The following is a 17,297-nucleotide window of genomic DNA, read 5'->3' on the forward strand; positions in this document are numbered from 1 at the left end:
AATAATTTTATTTCAAACTTAACAAAAAATTATGAAGCTAAATTCAAAAATTATTATTTACTTTGCAGTACAAAGTACTTTTATATGGAATCAAAAGATTATCTAAAAGACATTAGCGAGATTAAAAATTTAATGCATAAATCATCTCGTTTTATATCGCTAAGTGGCCTATCTGGAGTTTTAGCAGGTATTTATGCGCTAATTGGTGCTTTTTTAGCAAAAAGTAAATATAACCAGTTTATAGGTTCAAAAAACAATACTTACAACTCTAGTTATTCTGTGTTAAGTTTCGAACTTATATTAATAGCCATAACTGTTATTGCTCTAGCTGTAATAACAGGAATACTATTAACTTATAGAAAAGCAAAAAAATCGAACGAAAACATGTGGGATAGCTCCTCAAAGCGCCTTGTTTTAAACTTCTTTTTTCCATTATTAGCAGGCGGTTTGTTTTGCCTATCATTAATTCAATACGGGGTTTACGGTTTAGTCGCTCCTGCAACTCTAATTTTTTATGGTTTAGCCTGTGTAAATGCATCAAAATATACTATTGGCGATGTACGCTATTTGGGTATTACCAATATTGTTTTAGGCTTAATTTCAACTCAATTTATTGGTTACGGATTATATTTTTGGGCATTAGGTTTTGGTGGTTTACATATTTTTTATGGAGCAGTTATGTACTTTAAATACGAAAGAAAATAACGGTAAACATGAAAAACATCATATTAATACTCGTAGCAACAACTTTAGTTAATTGCAAATATTTATCTCTGTTACATTCAGACAAAAATTTGACTAAAAAAATTGAAACTGAATTTTTATCGGATGCAAAAATTGTAGACTTTTCGAATTTCGATACCTTTGCTTGGGATGAATTACTAATACTCGCCCCCTATTCTTCTATAAATTTATACGAAAAAGAACTTCAGTTAAATTTAAAAAATATTAGAGGGCATAAGATTGAAATGTACGATTCTTTTAATCTTATAGTATTTCTAAAAAATGGAAAATCTGTTAAGATTTCAGAATTTCCATTACTAACAGGGTATTTTAAAAATTCAGGAATCAGAATAAAAAAAGACAATGCTAAATTTATTATTTCAAGTAATAAAAGTATTCAATTAGTAAAATAATATTCCTGCTTTCGCAGGAAACAACATGAGCATAATAACTAACATAAACAAAGCATTCGACCATCGTATAAGACTAGGCATAATGTCTATACTAATGGTTAACGAGTATGCCGATTTTAAAATGTTAAAAGAGCTTTTAGGCACTACAGATGGTAATTTAGCTAGCCACACTAAAGCCTTAGAAAAAGTAGAATATATTATGGTAGAGAAACAATTTATTGGCAGAAAACCAAACACTAGATACATGACTACCAAACTAGGCAAAGCCGAATTTAAAAAACATATTGATGCACTAGAAAAATTAATAAAAAAACAATAAACCATCGGCTATTTCTATATGTCGCTATTTTTTTACTTTACAACTTTGAAAAACAAAGTACTTTTAATAAAATGAATTATTAAGAACAAATTATAGATAACACAATAAACCATGAAAAACATACCTTTAATTATTGGAGCCATATTGTTTAGTATACTTTTTAACAAACAAAACTTAGGCCTTAACCTTAGCTTATTTAGCATAATAACCACTATTATACTACTTATTAACAACCAAAGTGTTTTTAAACTAAAAAGTACAAAAGCTTACAGTATACTTTATTTAATTACCGCAATTGCAGTATTTGTTTACAACAACAATTTAGCATTAATAGCAAATATTGTATGCTATTTTACTTTAATTGGTCATGTTTCAGAACATAAATCTTCAATTTACCTAAACTGGATAAATGGGCTTTACTCCTCTTTCGTTGGTTATGTTCATAGAAACTTTAAGAATAAAGATGGCACAAACAAAACAACATTAAAAAAAGAGATAGACTATTTCCATTTAGCAAAAATAATAGGTATTCCGTTTGCTGTATTAATCATTTTTATTGGTTTATACAAAAACGGAAACCCCATGTTTAATGGTTTAATTAATAAAATAGATTTAAGTTTTATTAATATACAATGGTTACTAGTTGCTATGGTTGGTTATTACTTACTAAGCAATATATCTAAACCCGTAATTGTAGATTCTACCACAATAAAAGATATAAACACTAATAACCTGTTAGCCAAACCAAACAACTTGGGTGTAGACAAACTAAAAAAAGAGCATCAACTTGGTTTTGTTTTAATATTACTATTAAACCTACTTATTCTCCTTTTTCTTATTACAGATATTACTTATTTAATAACCGAAAACGATTTTAGAGCATCATCTTTTTCTAACCAAGTACATAGTGGCATTAACGCATTAATTGCATCTATAATAATAGCAATTGCCATTATACTTTATTTTTTTAGAGGTGATTTAAATTTTTACAAAGACAATAAAAATTTAAAAACTGTAGCTTACATCTGGATGCTTTTAAACGCCATTCTTGTAATTAACATAATAATTAAAGATTGCCAATACATATACTTTTTTGGCTTAACCTATAAACGCATTGGAGTACTCGTTTATTTATTACTTACCACCATAGGTCTTATAACTACTTCTATTAAAATTAAAAACATAAAAAACTTCTGGTATTTATTAAGAATAAACACCTTAACTGCATTCACTATTTTGGTAGTTTCTTGTACTGTTAACTGGGATAGTTGTATTACAATTTACAACCTCAACTACGCACAATCTATGGATTTTAATTACCTAATAAACCTATCTAACAACAATACATTTATTTTAAAAAACTATATAGATAATAATGATTTAAACATAAAAAGCAAACGTGCTGTACAACAAAAATTTAACAAATATATCTATTTATTAAAACAGAAAAACTGGCAAGAAATTCAGTTTGACAACTTAAAACTTATAAAAACAAATGACTAATTTAATTAAAGCAAGTAAAGCCATAGCGGTAGTTAGCTTTATTTGGGGCACATCTTTATTTCTGCTTCAATTATATACTAACAACCCATATAAGCTACCTTATTTCGGACTAATATTTATAATTCTAGCTGCAATAATAAATACCATTTTAGTAATTATTTTATTATACAAAATAATTAAATATAAAAATAGGCAAATTGAAATTTTAAAAACCATTGGCTTTATGTTACTAAACATACCTATAGCTACGCTTTATTTTATAATTATTATACCCACAATATACTAATGCACCTAAAATTAAATAAACCATATTTAATAATTACAATAAGCCTTTTAATAACAGAAGTATTAATTGCTACTTACTTAAAAACAGGTTTTATACGCCATACATTTGGAGATTTTCTAGCAACCATTTTAGTGTATGCTTCTTTTAAAAGTTTCTTTAAAATAAACGCTATTAAACTAGGTGTAGCAGTATTACTTATTGCTTTTACAATTGAGTTTGCTCAATTAATAAACGTTCTTAAAATTTTAAACCTTGAAAATAATTATTTAATAAAAACCATACTTGGTAGCACATTTCAAATCTCAGATTTGGTTGCTTATACACTTGGTCTTATTACCGTAATTATATTAGAATTTAACCTGCAATAAATTATGAGCACTCTAAAACAAATTTTATTTAATCGCCATAAAACCATCAAACTATTAATTATTGCTATAAGCCTAAGCATTGTTTTGTTAATAATTAGAATGCTATTAACACACTCTTACTACTACTTATTTTTAGTATGGAATTTATTTTTAGCAGTCGTTCCCTTTGCCATAACAGCACATATAATAAGTCTCCCCAAGCTTAATAAATATCTTATGTTTTTATGGTTTAGCGCATGGCTGCTTTTTTTACCAAATGCACCTTACATAGTTACAGACTTATTGCATATAAAATTTAATAATACAAATTTACTTTGGTTAGATATACTTGTAATAAGTGCTTTTGCTTTAAATGGATTAATTCTTTTCTATTACTCTTTATTAGAAATGAAAACGGTTTTATTAAAACATATACAAACCCATAAAGTGTCATTTTTAATAAATTTAATTCCTTTTCTTTCTGCATTTGGTGTTTATTTAGGGCGTTTTTTAAGATATAATTCTTGGGAAATACTAAGTAACCCTAGAGTATTAATTCTAGATATAGTAATTATAATTAATCAACCTATAAAACATAAAGAAGCTTGGTTATTTACAATTCTTTTTGGTTCTTTTTTATCCATTGGTTTCTGGATATTCAAAACGGTTATTAATTCTAAAACGAACTAAAATGATAAAATCTAAAAATACCGTCTGCCATCTGTTTGCCTTAACCTTTTTTATAGGTTCAAAATTCGCCTATTCGCTAGCAAACAATAATATGATTAGCTTTTTAACAAAACCAACAAATGCTATAATTTCGTTTATAACAAACAACGCTTCTAGCTACTCTCCAAAAACTGGTTTTTATTACTCCAATTTAAACATTGTAATAGATAAGTCGTGTTCTGGCTTTAACTTCTGGATGCTTCTTTTTTTACTCCTATTTTTTTCTACATTAAAATTTATAAAAACCTACAAAAACAAGCTTCTATTATTTCTTGCAACACTACTTATAAGCTACCTACTCACTTTATTTACAAATACATCACGCATTTTAGTGTCTTTATTTATAACACAAAACACGAGTTTACATTATAGCTGGCTACATCAAGCCGAAGGTGTTTTTATATACCTCTCTTTTCTTATTGTTTTTTACCTATCGCTTAATTATTTACAAAATAAATTTACAAATAAACATGAAAAACTTGCTTAATCCTAAATGGCTAATTTTAATACATGTAATACCAGTTGCCTTATTATTCTGCATTTATTATGGAGAGTTTCACACTATTAAATCCATATTAAAAGAAGATACTTTAGAGCTCTGGTACAACTTTGGCATAACACTTTTTATACTTTTTATTGGTAACATTACCTATATTCTCTTTTGTATTGTAAAGAAAAATAAAGTTTCGGTTTACTATGCTTTTCTAGCACTAACAATTTATAGCAGCTACCTATACATTTATAGCAATTACAGCCATAAAATTATTCCTAGAAGTATTCCCAGCTGGATGCTTTCTCGGAATACAGACCTTTATATTGGCACTTTTTTAATGCCCACTTTAGCTTATGCCCTTTTTGTTATCGTTATAAGTTTAACAAACTTAGAGAAAAAACATAAAGCATGGAAAAGCTTTTTACTATCGCTTTCTGTGCCACTTATTGCTTATATTTTCGCTCAAATAATATTACCATTCTGGAAACCTGTTAGCTACAACTTTAAACAACATGTTTTAATTATTTTGGCAGTAATTGCTGTTATTATCTTTTTATTTTTCCTTATTAGAAGTATTTATATTTTATCTTTAAATAAAGGAAAAAACTTAAAAAACCTTTATTTAATTTCAAAATTTGCGTTTGCATTAATTTGCCCATTAACCGGCCTTGGCTTAAACCAAGGTCTTGGCAATGTTTTTGGAGATTTTACCTCGCTTTGGTTTTATATTATTGCATTACTTAATGGTACTTTAATGTGTTTATCGTTTTTCGAAGGCAAACGCTATCGTCTGTTACTATACATTGGTAAATGTATTACATTCTCGTTTACATGTTACTTTTTTATTGTATTTCTACCTTTTTTACCAATTTCAGTTATTGCTATTCTAGCTTTTGGTATTGGCTTGTTAATGCTTTCGCCTTTAGCTCTTTTTATTATTCATATTCAAGAACTAACCCGCGATTATTCATTTTTAAAACATCATATTACAAAAACAAAATTAATAACAATTACAATACTTGGTTTTATTGCTATCCCCGCAATTATAACACTATCATTTAAAAACGACAAAACGGTTTTACACGAAACCTTAGATTATGTTTATACTCCAGATTACAGCAAAGATTACAACATAAATAAAAAATCACTAGAAAAAACTATGGAGATTGTTTCTAAAAATAGATCTCGAAGTTCTGGTTTTTCTATGAACAGACAAATTCCTTATATAACACCCTATTTTAACTGGTTAGTGTTAGACAATTTAATGCTCTCTAACTCTAAAATAAAAACCATTAAAAATATATTTTTTAAATCAGAACCCTTTAAAATAAGACCAGAACGATTAAGAAATAAAGATGTAGAAATATCTAATATTTGTTCGAATAGCACTTATAACCCAAAAGACAAATCTTGGACAAGTTGGATTGATATAGAAATAACAAACTCTAACCAAAATAATTTCACTTCGGAATACGCTACGACTATAGATTTACCAGATGGATGCTGGATAAACGATTATTACCTTTATGTTGGAGACAGAAAAGAAATGGGAATTCTAGCCGAAAAAAAATCGGCTATGTGGATATTTTCTCAAATTAGAAACATAAACAAAGACCCTGGCTTATTACATTATTTAACAGGTAATAAAATTTCTTTTAGAGTATTTCCTTTTGCAAAAAACGAAATCCGCAAAACAGGCATTCAATTTATACATAAAGATCCTGTTACTATTAACATTGATAACCACAAGCTAGTATTGGGCGAAGCAAAAGTAGAACCTAAAACGACTCCAGATAATAAACACGTGCTTTATATTTCTGCAAAAGAAAAAGAGAAGCTTCAAAAAATACAACGCACACCATATTATCATTTTATTATAGACACCTCTAAAGACAAAGACAGCTTAACCCATAATTACATAAAAACTATAAACAACTTTTTAACTAATAGCAAATTAAATATTAAAAATGCAAAACTAAGTTACACTAACAGTTTTACATCTACTCGAAATTTTACCTCTGGATGGGAAAACGAATTAAAAGTACAACATTTTCAAGGCGGATTCTTCTTAGAACGCGCTATTAAAAAAATCCTTTTTAATTCCTACACAAACACTAGTAATAATTACCCAATAATAGTTGTGGTAACAGATAATATACTAGATGCTATTATAAGTAAAAACTTTGCAGATTTTAAATTCGCCTACCCAGAAAGTAACTTATTTTATCATTTAAACACTCTAGGCTATTTAGCTTCGCATAACCTAGATAAAACACCAAAACAATTTATAAACAATAAAACGACTGTTTTATTAAAAAACGAGGTTTTAGCATGGCCTAACACAAACAACGTAAAAGCTTATTTACCAAACAACAACAAGCCTAGTATTATTTTAAACTCTTTTAGTTTTGAAATAAACCCTAATTTAATTCAACCTTTAAATTGGAGCTCTGGACTAAAAATGCAAGGTAAATGGCTGTTAGATGTTCTATACCCAAAACAAGCAGAGAACAACTGGAATAACAATGTTAAAATGAGTTTTGACTCCGGAATAATGACTCCGCTTACATCTTATATTGTAGTAGAAACCGAAGCACAAAAAGAAACATTATTAAAAAAACAAAAAGAAGCTTTATCAGGTAAAAAATCTTTAGATTTAAACGAACAAACACAACGCATGTCTGAGCCAGGGTTTCTTTTAGTATTAATACTTTTTGGATGCTTTCTATTTTTTAGAAAAAAGAAATTAACTTAATTTACACACTACAAACCTGTTAAATTAAAAACTTAACAGGTTTTTTAACTACCTTACAACATATACCTATGCTTACAAACTGCATATACATTAATAAATATAATTTAGTTTACCGCTCTTTTCTACCACTATTAACCTCACATTAAACCCTTATTAAAAGCTTCATTTTTCTTATCTATTTTTCATAAACTCCTATCTTAAAACAAACTAATCTTAATTATAAAAGGTTTAATCTATTAAAACACGATAGTTCTCCTTTTTTGGACAATCGTGCCCTCTCGAAGCAAACTAGCATTATATTTTTGGAAAACATACCGTGTTTACTAAAATTTAGATGACCTAGCTTTATAAACACTACTAACTAATTAACAACTTTTATAAGATTATGAAAAAAAAATTATTTTCTAAATTACTTTTTATTGGGATCACTTTAAGCCTTATTAATTTAAACTTACATGCCCAGACATTTACTTTTGATACCGCCACAGATACAGAAGGTTGGGTTAAAAACTACGCTACAAGCGATCCCGTGCAAGCAACAGAAAGTGGCAATGGTGTTTTAAGTTTTGATGGCGCAGGTAAAAACGTAACCCTTAAACGTAACGTAACTGCAGGAAGCGGTATTGATGCTACCACTAACAAATACCTTAAAATAATAATAAAAAACACATCTACTGCCAATAAAATGAGATTAGGATATGAGCAAGGGCCTGGATCTGGAGCGTATTCTTGGACTGCATTTAAAGATATAACTGCTGCAGACACAGATTATAACACATATTATATCTCAATAGGAACTAATGCTAATTGGGATGGAGAAGAACTAAATTTACAACTACAGTTTAGATTAGATAATGCTGCTGATGCTGTATCTGGTACTTTTTACATAGACGAATTATCTTTTTTCGCACCAGTTACTACTTATAACGGAATTTTACAAAACCCAGGTTTTGATGATGTACCAGGAGATTTTGGCCCATACAGTTCTGACAACAAAACCTATATGACTACTAGTGCTAGCGCAGAAGAAACTCACAATAGTTCAAGCCAAAGTTTTAATATTGCTTTTAACGCTCCCAACTACGCTAATGCAACAACCAATTACGAAGTTGTTAACTTTTATAATGCCTACAGACCTGATGTTGGGCCTTTTGCTATAGGTGACAATCCTGTAATGAAAACAGGTATTTATGTAAAATACATAAATAATGAAGTTGGCGCACCTGCATCAAAAGATATTCGTATTCAAGGCATGTGGGTTTTAACTGATGGAGCAAATCCTCCTGCCTATAGAGGTGTTGGTGTTACAAAAACGTTACAAAATGGTGGAGATTGGACCTTATTCGAATTCGAAAGAACTGAAACTACAGCTGCTTTTGATAATAGCTTTTTTAGATTTGCTTTATTTATTGATGATGGCGCATCTTCTATGGAGTTAGGAGATAACCTATATATTGACAGTATGACTAGTTGTATGGACTGCCCTACTTTAGGAACAGAAAACCTTAAAAAAGACGACGCATCTATTGTACTATATCCTAACCCAGCTCAAAACATTTTAAATATTTCAAGTAAAAATAAAACGGTCTCTAAAGTAGAAATTTACTCTATTTTAGGAAGTAAAGTTTTAGAGATAAAAAACCAAAACTCTATAAACATATCTCAATTAAATAGAGGTATTTATATTTCTAAAATATACGATAACAACAATGCAGTTTCTACAAAACGCTTTATAAAAAAATAATTCAATTTAACTAAAAACAGAAAAGGGAGTTTAATTAAAAACTCCCTTTTCTGTTTCTAATTATTTAGGTAGACTTTAAGCAAACACTTTGCTTTTAAAATTAAAATTTAGTTCCCATCTACAAAATCTTGTAAGTAACTAAACCTAGTTGTTAACTTACCATTTTCTGTCATTTTTGCACGTTTTAACAAACCATCTTTATCGTTGTTAAAAAAGGCTGGAATAACATGTTTTAAAAACATCTCGCCAAAACCTTCGCTGGCATCTTGTGGTAGTTCGCAAGGTAAATTGTCTACAGCCATTACCGTAATTGCTTTTTCATTTTTAAAATCCACTTCGCTTTCGGTTTCTGGATCGTAACCATAAATAGGGTCTGCTATTGTAGATGCCCGTATAGTCGTTGCTACTGGTCCGTCGACATCGCAACTTACATCTGCAACAACTTTTATATTAAAGCTCGACGATTTTACATCTTCTCTGGTATATAAAAACGGGGCTCCATCGCCATAAAAATGACCCGCAATATAATAATCGGTTACTTGGGCAAAACGCATAAAATTTGAAACATAATCTTGCGGATTATCAAAAAAATCTTGATTATCTATTGTTTTACCATCTTTACGCTTATTATAATCTAACACATCAATCTTGCAATAAACAGGTTCGTTAAACGTGTTATTTAAATACGATTTTACCGAAACCAATTTAATATGCATAGCATCTAGCATTTCTTGCGCTCCTTTTGCTACTTTTCCGCTCCCGGTTAGTAATATTTTTATGTTTGGTAACTTTAAATTATTTAATTCTGATATTAATGCTGCTTGGTTTGGTAACGGTCCTGCTTTGGGTAAATTCCAGCTATTATATTTTAATCCCCAAGCACGAAAACCATTATAAGCACCAACAATACCTGCGTAACGCCCAAAACCTATTAAACGAAAACCTTTACTACTTACTATAGTTTCGTGATCGTAGAGTTCTATATTTTTTTCTAAAATAGCTTTTAAAAGTTTACGGTTATATGGTTGTTTTTTTATGGTATGCGAAAAGAAAAAATATTTTTTATTGGGTATTAAAGCCTCTATTGGCACTTCTTTTACACCTATTAAAACATCGCAATCTGTTACATTTTCTGTAACTTGAATGGCTTTAGATTGATATTCTGAATCTGAAAACACTCTAATATCTGATGTTTCAACTTTAAAAATAGCTTGAGGAAATTGTTGCTTGGCTTCTGCTAATTTTGATGGAGAAAATACCACACGACGATCTGGCGGGTTTTTACGTTCTTTAATTATGGCAAATTTCATTTATTGGTTATTGGGAGTTCTTAACTAATTTAAAACTACTTTGGTACAAATTTTGAACTAAATGTACTAGTTTTGGCTTGGTATACAAAGTTTTTTGATAACTTTGCTGCCTGCGTTAAGGATGGAGGCTTTGTTGAAGCTCTTTTTTGTTTTTCTCAAAAAAAGCGACTGCCGAGAGCCTGACGCATATTTGCTACTTAAAAGCAAATATGGGTAACGCCCAAATTAAAAATTTACTTTTTCAATAAAATGGGGTCGACTGGTTTTGACAGCGAGATTAATTGAACGGTAAGCACGTCGTGTAATGGCATTGAGACACGTTAAAGGCTAGACCAAATTTTAAACGGCGAGAATAACTACGCTTTAGCTGCATAATCTGAATTATAGTAAGATTAGCCTAGGTACACAAGGTGTACAAGCTTTATGTCTCCGGAAAGCCTTGATTAGCGGCGTTCCATTTTGAGGCATCGTAAATGCTAATATAGATTAGGCAGTGCTTTGTTGCCTTTTTGAAACTAAAGAAGATAAGTTATAAGTGGGTTGTCTTTAACCAGCTTATAATCGAAAACCCAAGAAAAGAATAAACGTGTAGAAAGCTCTTTGGTTACTTGTTTGGACGAGAGTTCGATTCTCTCCGACTCCACATAAAAAAACCCTGTAAGACAACAACTTACAGGGTTTTAATTTTAATTACTATTCTATATTTAATGTCTCGCTTATTTATAACAAACGCACCTTTAAAATATTTTTTTTTGAATAGTAACCAACAAACAAACTAAACTAAAATTTTACAAGTTTTAAAGTGTTTACTTCACTTAAATTATTACTTATTTTTACTAGGTATAAACCTGCTTTTAAATCGGTAATATTAAAATTATGACCTTTTATAAAATTACCACGAAACGTTTTTACAAGCTTTCCTGTAATGGAGTAAACGCTTAACGTTTTGAGGTTTTTATTTATTGAAAATGATTTTTTTGCAGGGTTTGGAAACAACTTTAAATCTAATTCTGTTTCAATAGAAGTTGTGGCTAAAGTTGAGGCTTGATTTCCGTAAACTCTAAATTCACTCGGAGCAAGGTTTATTGAGGTGGTTGCACCATCTATAGTTGAATTGCCAGATTCGTCCATTAAATCATACCAAGTCCCTGTATACGGAAAGTTTGGATTTATGGTTTTATTGGTAACTGCAAAATTAGCGATTACTATTACGTTTTTTAACTCTGATCCCGATGTGTTTTCGTTGCCAGTGTAAATACTAATTCTTGGTGTTTGTGTTCCAGAAGTAATATTATAATCGCCTTCGAAAACAGCTTCGTTAACTTTTAGTGCATTTAATCTAGACCAATTACTATACACTTGACTGCGGTTGGTGTCTGCTAACCAGTTTTCGGTCCATTGTGGCTGTGGCTTTGTGTCTAATTTACAATCGCCATCTCCATTACCATCATAATCTGAATTTACTACACCGCTGTTACAGGTCCAAATAGAATTATCCATCCCTAATTCGGCAAAATGCCAAACCATTTTTGGCCCAGGTACGGTTAAAGATACCGCTCCAATTGCAGACATTCGTTTTAAAGCATTCTGTAATTCGGTAACATCATGCGATGGGTTTGTTGCGCTACCAAACTGTGTCATTTCGTACATAATTCTGTCTTTATCATGACTTTCAGGATATCCTAATGTTCGTTTTTGGGTAAAACCATGGGCGGTATGTCCAATACCATCAATATTAATATCACTAGTTTGTCCTTGAGCTAAATTCTTGTAAGATGTCCACATTTCGCTCCACATCATAACACCTTTAGGAATGGCATCACCAATTCTGTAATTTGCCCACTCTTGCTCTTCGTTACTCGCACCTAAATGCTCGAAAATTACGTAATGTGTTTCGTCTAGACTCCAAGAGTAATCTGCGTAGTCTTTTAAAACATCTACACGGTCTTGTTGATAGCTGTTGGTACAACTTTCATCTGCAGAGGTACAGTTTTGAGTAAACCCTTTAGTTAAATCCCAACGAAAACCATCAATATTAAATTCTTCAATCCAATGTTTTACAACACGCTTTGTGTATACTTGGGTAAAGGAATTAGAATGATCGAAATCTGATCCTACACTATAAGTGTGTGTCGCCGTTTGATTAAAGTATGGGTTTTCAGAACTTGGCTCACCCCATCCATCATTATCTGGATCGTTCATCCACATTCTAACCATAGGGTTTCTACCAAAGGCATGGTTTAAAGCCACATCTAAAATTACTGCAATTCCATTTTGGTGGCAAACATCTACTAACTCTTTAAGCTTATTCTCGGTACCGTAAAACTTGTCTAGAGCCATGTGGAATGACGTATTATACCCCCAACTTTCGTTGCCTTCAAACTCCATGATTGGCATAAGCTCGATGGCATTAATGTTTAGATTTTTAAAATAATCTATTTTATCAATAATATCTTGAAAGTTTCTATTGGCATCGAAATCACGAATTAAAACTTCATAGATTACTAAATCTTCTTTTTTAGGTTTAGCAAAATCTGTAACCTGCCAATTGTAGGCAGTTTTTCCTGTTTGTAAAACCGTAACTTCACGCTCTTGTCCTGCAGGATATACGGGTAAATTAGGGTAAGTTGAAGCAGGAATATAAGGATCATCAAAAGGTGATAAAACTAAGGTTGAGTAAGGGTCTGCAGTTTTAACCATAGCAGGTGAATTTGCAATAGGATTTTCGTCTACAACCCAATACTGAAACGTTTCAATTTGCCCTGGTGTTAAACCGTTTATAGTAATCCAAAATTTATTATTTCTTGATGGATCTTGTTGCATAGCATAACTTGTATCTGGTTGCCAATTATTAAAACTACCAGCTACGTAAACAAAATCTTTACTTGGCGCATACAAAACAAGTGTTGCTGTTGTTGGGTCGCTTTCGTGGTAATTAATACCATCCAAATAGGTTTCTGGCATCACACTAAAACTAGATCCAGGATCTACAAGTACAGAAAAATCTTTGGTTTTTGTAACACCATCAACTGTAGCTTCTAGTGTGTAATTTTTATTAACAATGATGTTTGAATCGGTATACGAATACGATGATATTCCCGATTGCGTATCTATTACGCTACCGTTTGCTTTTAATGTGTAATTTGCATGTCCGCCAGTATTTGAAGCCGAAATATTAAGATTGTCTCCAGATGCTAAAATGGTAGTAGATTCTGAAGGCGCATTTAGTGACAATTGAAAAGCTCCTACGTTTTCTAAAATATCTTGGGATTTCTTATCGCCTGAAGCATCTTTTGCTTTTACTAAAAAACCTATTCTACCAATGTCTGGTCTTGAAAAAAAGGAGGTTGGTACAAATGAAATGGTATACGTATCTAAACCGGCATTATAAGTAAAACGGTTTGTTTCGTTAGAATTATCCCAAGCGCCATTAGTTGGGCAATCTTGCTGGTCGCTTAAATTAGTATTATAAGACCAAGCCCACAAGTATAAAGCATTACCTGAGATACCCCAAGTTGCTTCGTTTACTGTGCTACCTTCAATTGTAATGGTAATATTATCGTTTTCCTCAAAAGGAAAAGGTGCAATAGCGTGTGTAACTGTTTGCTGTTGGGCAAAACACCAATTGGCAAACAAGAAAAAAATAAGTATTAATTTTTTCATAGTTTATATTTATAAAAAAGAGGTTGCAATAGGAACTTGCAACCTCTTTAAAATTATGTTATTTTATAATTTAAGAGCTTACCTAGAACCTAAGTAGTAAACAGGTCCAGAAGCATCGTTAAAATCGATAAAAGCAACATAGTTTCCTGCGGTTACAGCTATATTATTATCTGCATCCATGTCTATAACTCCATCGTCGCCTGCATCGCCATAGCTTACATCCCAAGCATTGTTTTCTCTAAATTTAACTTCGCCATCAATTAAATTAATGTTTTCTGCAAACCAAACACCAGGTTGTATTTCTGTTAATGCAGCGTCTGCACCAGCATTACCCCAATCGTTATAACCAGAACCAACGATACCATAAACTGTAGACTCTTCAATAGTGTAAGCGTTATCGTTTAAATTAATAGTTATTAAATAATGTCCAGCTGTAGAAGCTATGTTATTATTTTCATCACTATCTAAAACGTTATCTGCATTAGCGTCACCAAGACTTACATTCCATTCATTATTCATTCTAAATTTAATCTCACCATCCAATAATTGTACACTAGTTTTAAAAGTGTCTGTTGTATAGTCGTAGTAAAATTTAGCATCTGGTCCAGCATTACCCCAATCGTTATACCCAGAACCAACAACACCCCAAGAGAATGCTTCGATTGTGTATGAATTATCATTGGTATCAATAGTAATTTTATAGTCTCCTGCAGTTACAGGAATATTATTACTATCATCTGTATCTAAAATACCGTCATTATTAGCATCACCTAAACTTACAGTCCAGTCATTGTTTTCACGGAATTTAATTTCACCATCAATAAGGTTTACATAAGAAACAATAACACCTGGTGTTGATGTGGTATAGAATTTAGCATCTGCAAAAGCGCCCCAATTATTATAACCAGAACCAACAACACCCCAAGTAGCAACTTCAAAAACCGATCCGCCACCTTCAATTTCTTCTGGTAAAGTTACCGTAAGTTCTTGTATTGCAGAGTATGTTGGAAGTCCTTCTGTGCCAACAAAACCTTTTACTCTAAAGTAAAGCGTTCCTGTGTTTGGCAATTCTGTATTAGGATCGTTATCTAAACCTGCTGCTTGAGCAAAAGCAAGCATTTCTCCAATAGTAACTGCTAGTTCATTTCCATCGTTTGTTCCAACGGTAGTAGCATCTGTAAAATCTCCTAAAATTGAATTTTCTAATTCGTATGTTACATTAGTTGGCACACCATAGTTGGCATCTTCCCAAGTAAAACGCTCTCCTAAGTTAGTAGATGCTGCAGCTGTTAAAACGTATTCTTCTAAAAATGTATTAGAAAAGATAATGCCTTCGGTTGGTGCTTGTGCTGTGAATACTAGATCATCTTCTTGATCACAAGCAACAAAGCCTACAATTGCTATTAATAAGAGTGATAAAAGTTTAATATTTTTCATAATAGTTTAATTTAGTTTTTAGAATCCTGGGTTTTGGGTTAAATTCGGGTTAGCCTGCAATGCTGACGATGGAATTGGATATAATTTATATGTTGCAGGAATTGAAGTTCCTTCTTTTACACCACCTTTCCATGGCCATAAATAAGAGCTACCTGTAAACATACCAAAACGAATTAAGTCTGTACGCCTATGTCCTTCAAGGTTTAACTCTCTTCCACGCTCGTCAATTATAAATTGCTCGGTTAAATCTGTTTGCGTAATGGTACTTGCGTTAGATCTTGTACGAACTGCGTTTACATATTGTACAGCTGTTCCCATATCTGCTCCAGCAGCGCCTCTTACAGCGCATTCTGCGTACATTAAGTAAGCATCAGCTAACCTAAATAATGGAAAATCTGTTGAAGAGAATTTAGAAGGTAACGATTCGCCAACAAAATTGGTATTTCTAAATTTTACTGAAGGATAACCATCGGTCCATTCTTTATAATCTTCCATTTCGTAGTTGTGTCCTTCTGTCCAAAACAAACTAGCTCTTGTATCTGTCGACGTTTCTAAATTTCCATATAAACCATACCAAGCTTTACTAGAACGATGTCCTGCCCAACCTTCGGTTGCTCCATATTGAGCAAGTGGGGTGGTCTCTGAATTTAAACTTCCATTTACAATATATGTCGTATTACCAAAACTTTGGCTTACTTGTGCATCAGCTATTAAAGGTAAAATAATCTCTGCTGAACCTTCGTTGTCTGCAGAAAACAGACTTACATAATCATTTACTAAAGTGTAAGGTCCTTCAGTAATAACTTTATTTGCATAAGTAGCAGCCTCACCATATTTTGGAGTTCCTGTATACACTTCTGCATTTAAGTACAGTTTTGCTAATAACATTTGAGCAGCGCCTTTAGTGGCTCTACCATATGTGTTAGTAGCTGGTAATAAAGCTTCAATTTCTAATAATTCAGCTTCAACAAAATCAAATAATTCTTGACGTGATGCTTCTGGTAAAGGCTCTGTTTGACCAAATGTATCTTCTGTTGCTAAGACACCTTTTCCAAATACATCAATTAAATAATAATTAGATAATGCTCTAATAAATCTAACTTCAGAAATGATAACGTCTTTATTTTCTACCTCAACATTAGGAAGTATGGCTAATAAGTTATTACACTGCGGAATGGTAAAGAAAATCCTGTTATATAAATATCTAAAAAACTTATTTTCGGGTGTCCAATCTGATGTTGTCGTTAATTGATCTAAACCATTGTCTCCCCATCTATTCTTCATAGCATCGGCAGCAAAATCTTGAAGATTTATAATACCTCTTAAAAAAGGTGACTCTCCAGGGTTATCACTAATATCTGAACTTTCTGGACCATCTGCACCAGAAAGTGCAAACGAACCGTAAAGTCTGGATAATATACCCTCTACTGCTTGTGGATCTTGAGCTAACAGCTCATCAAGAGAAAGTTCTGTTATTGGTTCTGTATTTAAATCATCTGTACAGCTTATGTTGACAGTGAAGACTACTACTAAACCAAATAGTATTTTAAAAATTTTATTTTTCATAATTTTTAT

Annotated in this window: 14 protein-coding genes and 1 other RNA gene; 11 read left to right on the forward strand and 4 right to left on the reverse strand. The window is 31.5% G+C overall.

Annotated features, from left to right (window positions below):
* Window positions 1-84: 84 nt before the first annotated feature.
* The 10 genes from ABD715_RS14060 (at window position 85) to ABD715_RS14100 (ending at window position 9,312) form a co-directional block, all read left to right on the forward strand.
* Window positions 85-705: a hypothetical protein gene (locus ABD715_RS14060; protein WP_344788925.1), complete on the forward strand. Its 621-nt coding sequence runs from the start codon at window positions 85-87 to the stop codon at window positions 703-705.
* 8 nt (window positions 706-713) lie between these two features.
* The gene (locus ABD715_RS14065; protein ID WP_344788926.1) at window positions 714-1,136 is read left to right on the forward strand and encodes a hypothetical protein; all 423 of its coding nucleotides are present in this window, start codon (window positions 714-716) and stop codon (window positions 1,134-1,136) included.
* A gap of 25 nt (window positions 1,137-1,161) precedes the next feature.
* Complete coding sequence (locus ABD715_RS14070) at window positions 1,162-1,455, forward strand: winged helix-turn-helix domain-containing protein (protein WP_344788928.1); 294 nt, start codon at window positions 1,162-1,164, stop codon at window positions 1,453-1,455.
* A gap of 111 nt (window positions 1,456-1,566) precedes the next feature.
* Complete coding sequence (locus ABD715_RS14075) at window positions 1,567-2,958, forward strand: DUF4153 domain-containing protein (RefSeq protein WP_344788929.1); 1,392 nt, start codon at window positions 1,567-1,569, stop codon at window positions 2,956-2,958.
* Window positions 2,951-3,244, forward strand: coding sequence for a hypothetical protein (locus ABD715_RS14080; RefSeq protein ID WP_344788930.1), 294 nt, complete (start codon window positions 2,951-2,953; stop codon window positions 3,242-3,244). Before ABD715_RS14075 ends, ABD715_RS14080 begins: the two co-directional genes overlap by 8 nt.
* Entirely contained in the window at window positions 3,244-3,612 is a 369-nt protein-coding gene (locus ABD715_RS14085) for a ribosomal maturation YjgA family protein (protein WP_344788931.1), read from the forward strand. Before ABD715_RS14080 ends, ABD715_RS14085 begins: the two co-directional genes overlap by 1 nt.
* A gap of 3 nt (window positions 3,613-3,615) precedes the next feature.
* Window positions 3,616-4,281 carry a DUF1361 domain-containing protein gene (locus ABD715_RS14090; protein ID WP_344788932.1) on the forward strand — a complete coding sequence of 222 codons (666 nt, stop codon included), beginning with the start codon at window positions 3,616-3,618 and terminating at the stop codon, window positions 4,279-4,281.
* Window position 4,282: 1 nt separating this feature from the next.
* Window positions 4,283-4,807 carry an exosortase K gene (xrtK, locus tag ABD715_RS17850; RefSeq protein WP_425567980.1) on the forward strand — a complete coding sequence of 175 codons (525 nt, stop codon included), beginning with the start codon at window positions 4,283-4,285 and terminating at the stop codon, window positions 4,805-4,807.
* Window positions 4,791-7,568 carry an MSEP-CTERM sorting domain-containing protein gene (locus tag ABD715_RS14095; RefSeq protein ID WP_344788933.1) on the forward strand — a complete coding sequence of 926 codons (2,778 nt, stop codon included), beginning with the start codon at window positions 4,791-4,793 and terminating at the stop codon, window positions 7,566-7,568. Before xrtK ends, ABD715_RS14095 begins: the two co-directional genes overlap by 17 nt.
* Before the next feature lie 385 nt (window positions 7,569-7,953).
* Window positions 7,954-9,312 (forward strand): T9SS type A sorting domain-containing protein, encoded by a 1,359-nt coding sequence (locus ABD715_RS14100; RefSeq protein ID WP_344788934.1) that lies wholly within the window; start codon window positions 7,954-7,956, stop codon window positions 9,310-9,312.
* Window positions 9,313-9,419: 107 nt separating this feature from the next.
* Here the strand turns inward: ABD715_RS14100 and ABD715_RS14105 are convergent, their stop codons facing one another.
* Window positions 9,420-10,622 (reverse strand): NAD(P)-dependent oxidoreductase, encoded by a 1,203-nt coding sequence (locus tag ABD715_RS14105; protein WP_344788935.1) that lies wholly within the window; start codon window positions 10,620-10,622, stop codon window positions 9,420-9,422.
* Window positions 10,623-10,873: 251 nt separating this feature from the next.
* Here ABD715_RS14105 and ssrA point away from each other — a divergent pair.
* Window positions 10,874-11,268, forward strand: a transfer-messenger RNA (tmRNA) gene (ssrA, locus tag ABD715_RS14110).
* Window positions 11,269-11,402: 134 nt separating this feature from the next.
* Here the strand turns inward: ssrA and ABD715_RS14115 are convergent.
* The 3 genes from ABD715_RS14115 to ABD715_RS14125 all read right to left on the reverse strand — a co-directional run bounded on the left by ABD715_RS14115 (window position 11,403) and on the right by ABD715_RS14125 (window position 17,288).
* Window positions 11,403-14,285 (reverse strand): alpha-amylase family glycosyl hydrolase, encoded by a 2,883-nt coding sequence (locus ABD715_RS14115; protein WP_344788936.1) that lies wholly within the window; start codon window positions 14,283-14,285, stop codon window positions 11,403-11,405.
* Window positions 14,286-14,363: 78 nt separating this feature from the next.
* Window positions 14,364-15,722 carry a SusF/SusE family carbohydrate-binding protein gene (locus ABD715_RS14120; protein ID WP_344788937.1) on the reverse strand — a complete coding sequence of 453 codons (1,359 nt, stop codon included), beginning with the start codon at window positions 15,720-15,722 and terminating at the stop codon, window positions 14,364-14,366.
* A gap of 18 nt (window positions 15,723-15,740) precedes the next feature.
* Window positions 15,741-17,288: a RagB/SusD family nutrient uptake outer membrane protein gene (locus ABD715_RS14125; protein WP_344788938.1), complete on the reverse strand. Its 1,548-nt coding sequence runs from the start codon at window positions 17,286-17,288 to the stop codon at window positions 15,741-15,743.
* Window positions 17,289-17,297: the final 9 nt, after the last annotated feature.

It is taken from the genome of Postechiella marina, assembly GCF_039538365.1.
Taxonomy (GTDB): Bacteria; Bacteroidota; Bacteroidia; order Flavobacteriales; family Flavobacteriaceae; genus Postechiella; species Postechiella marina.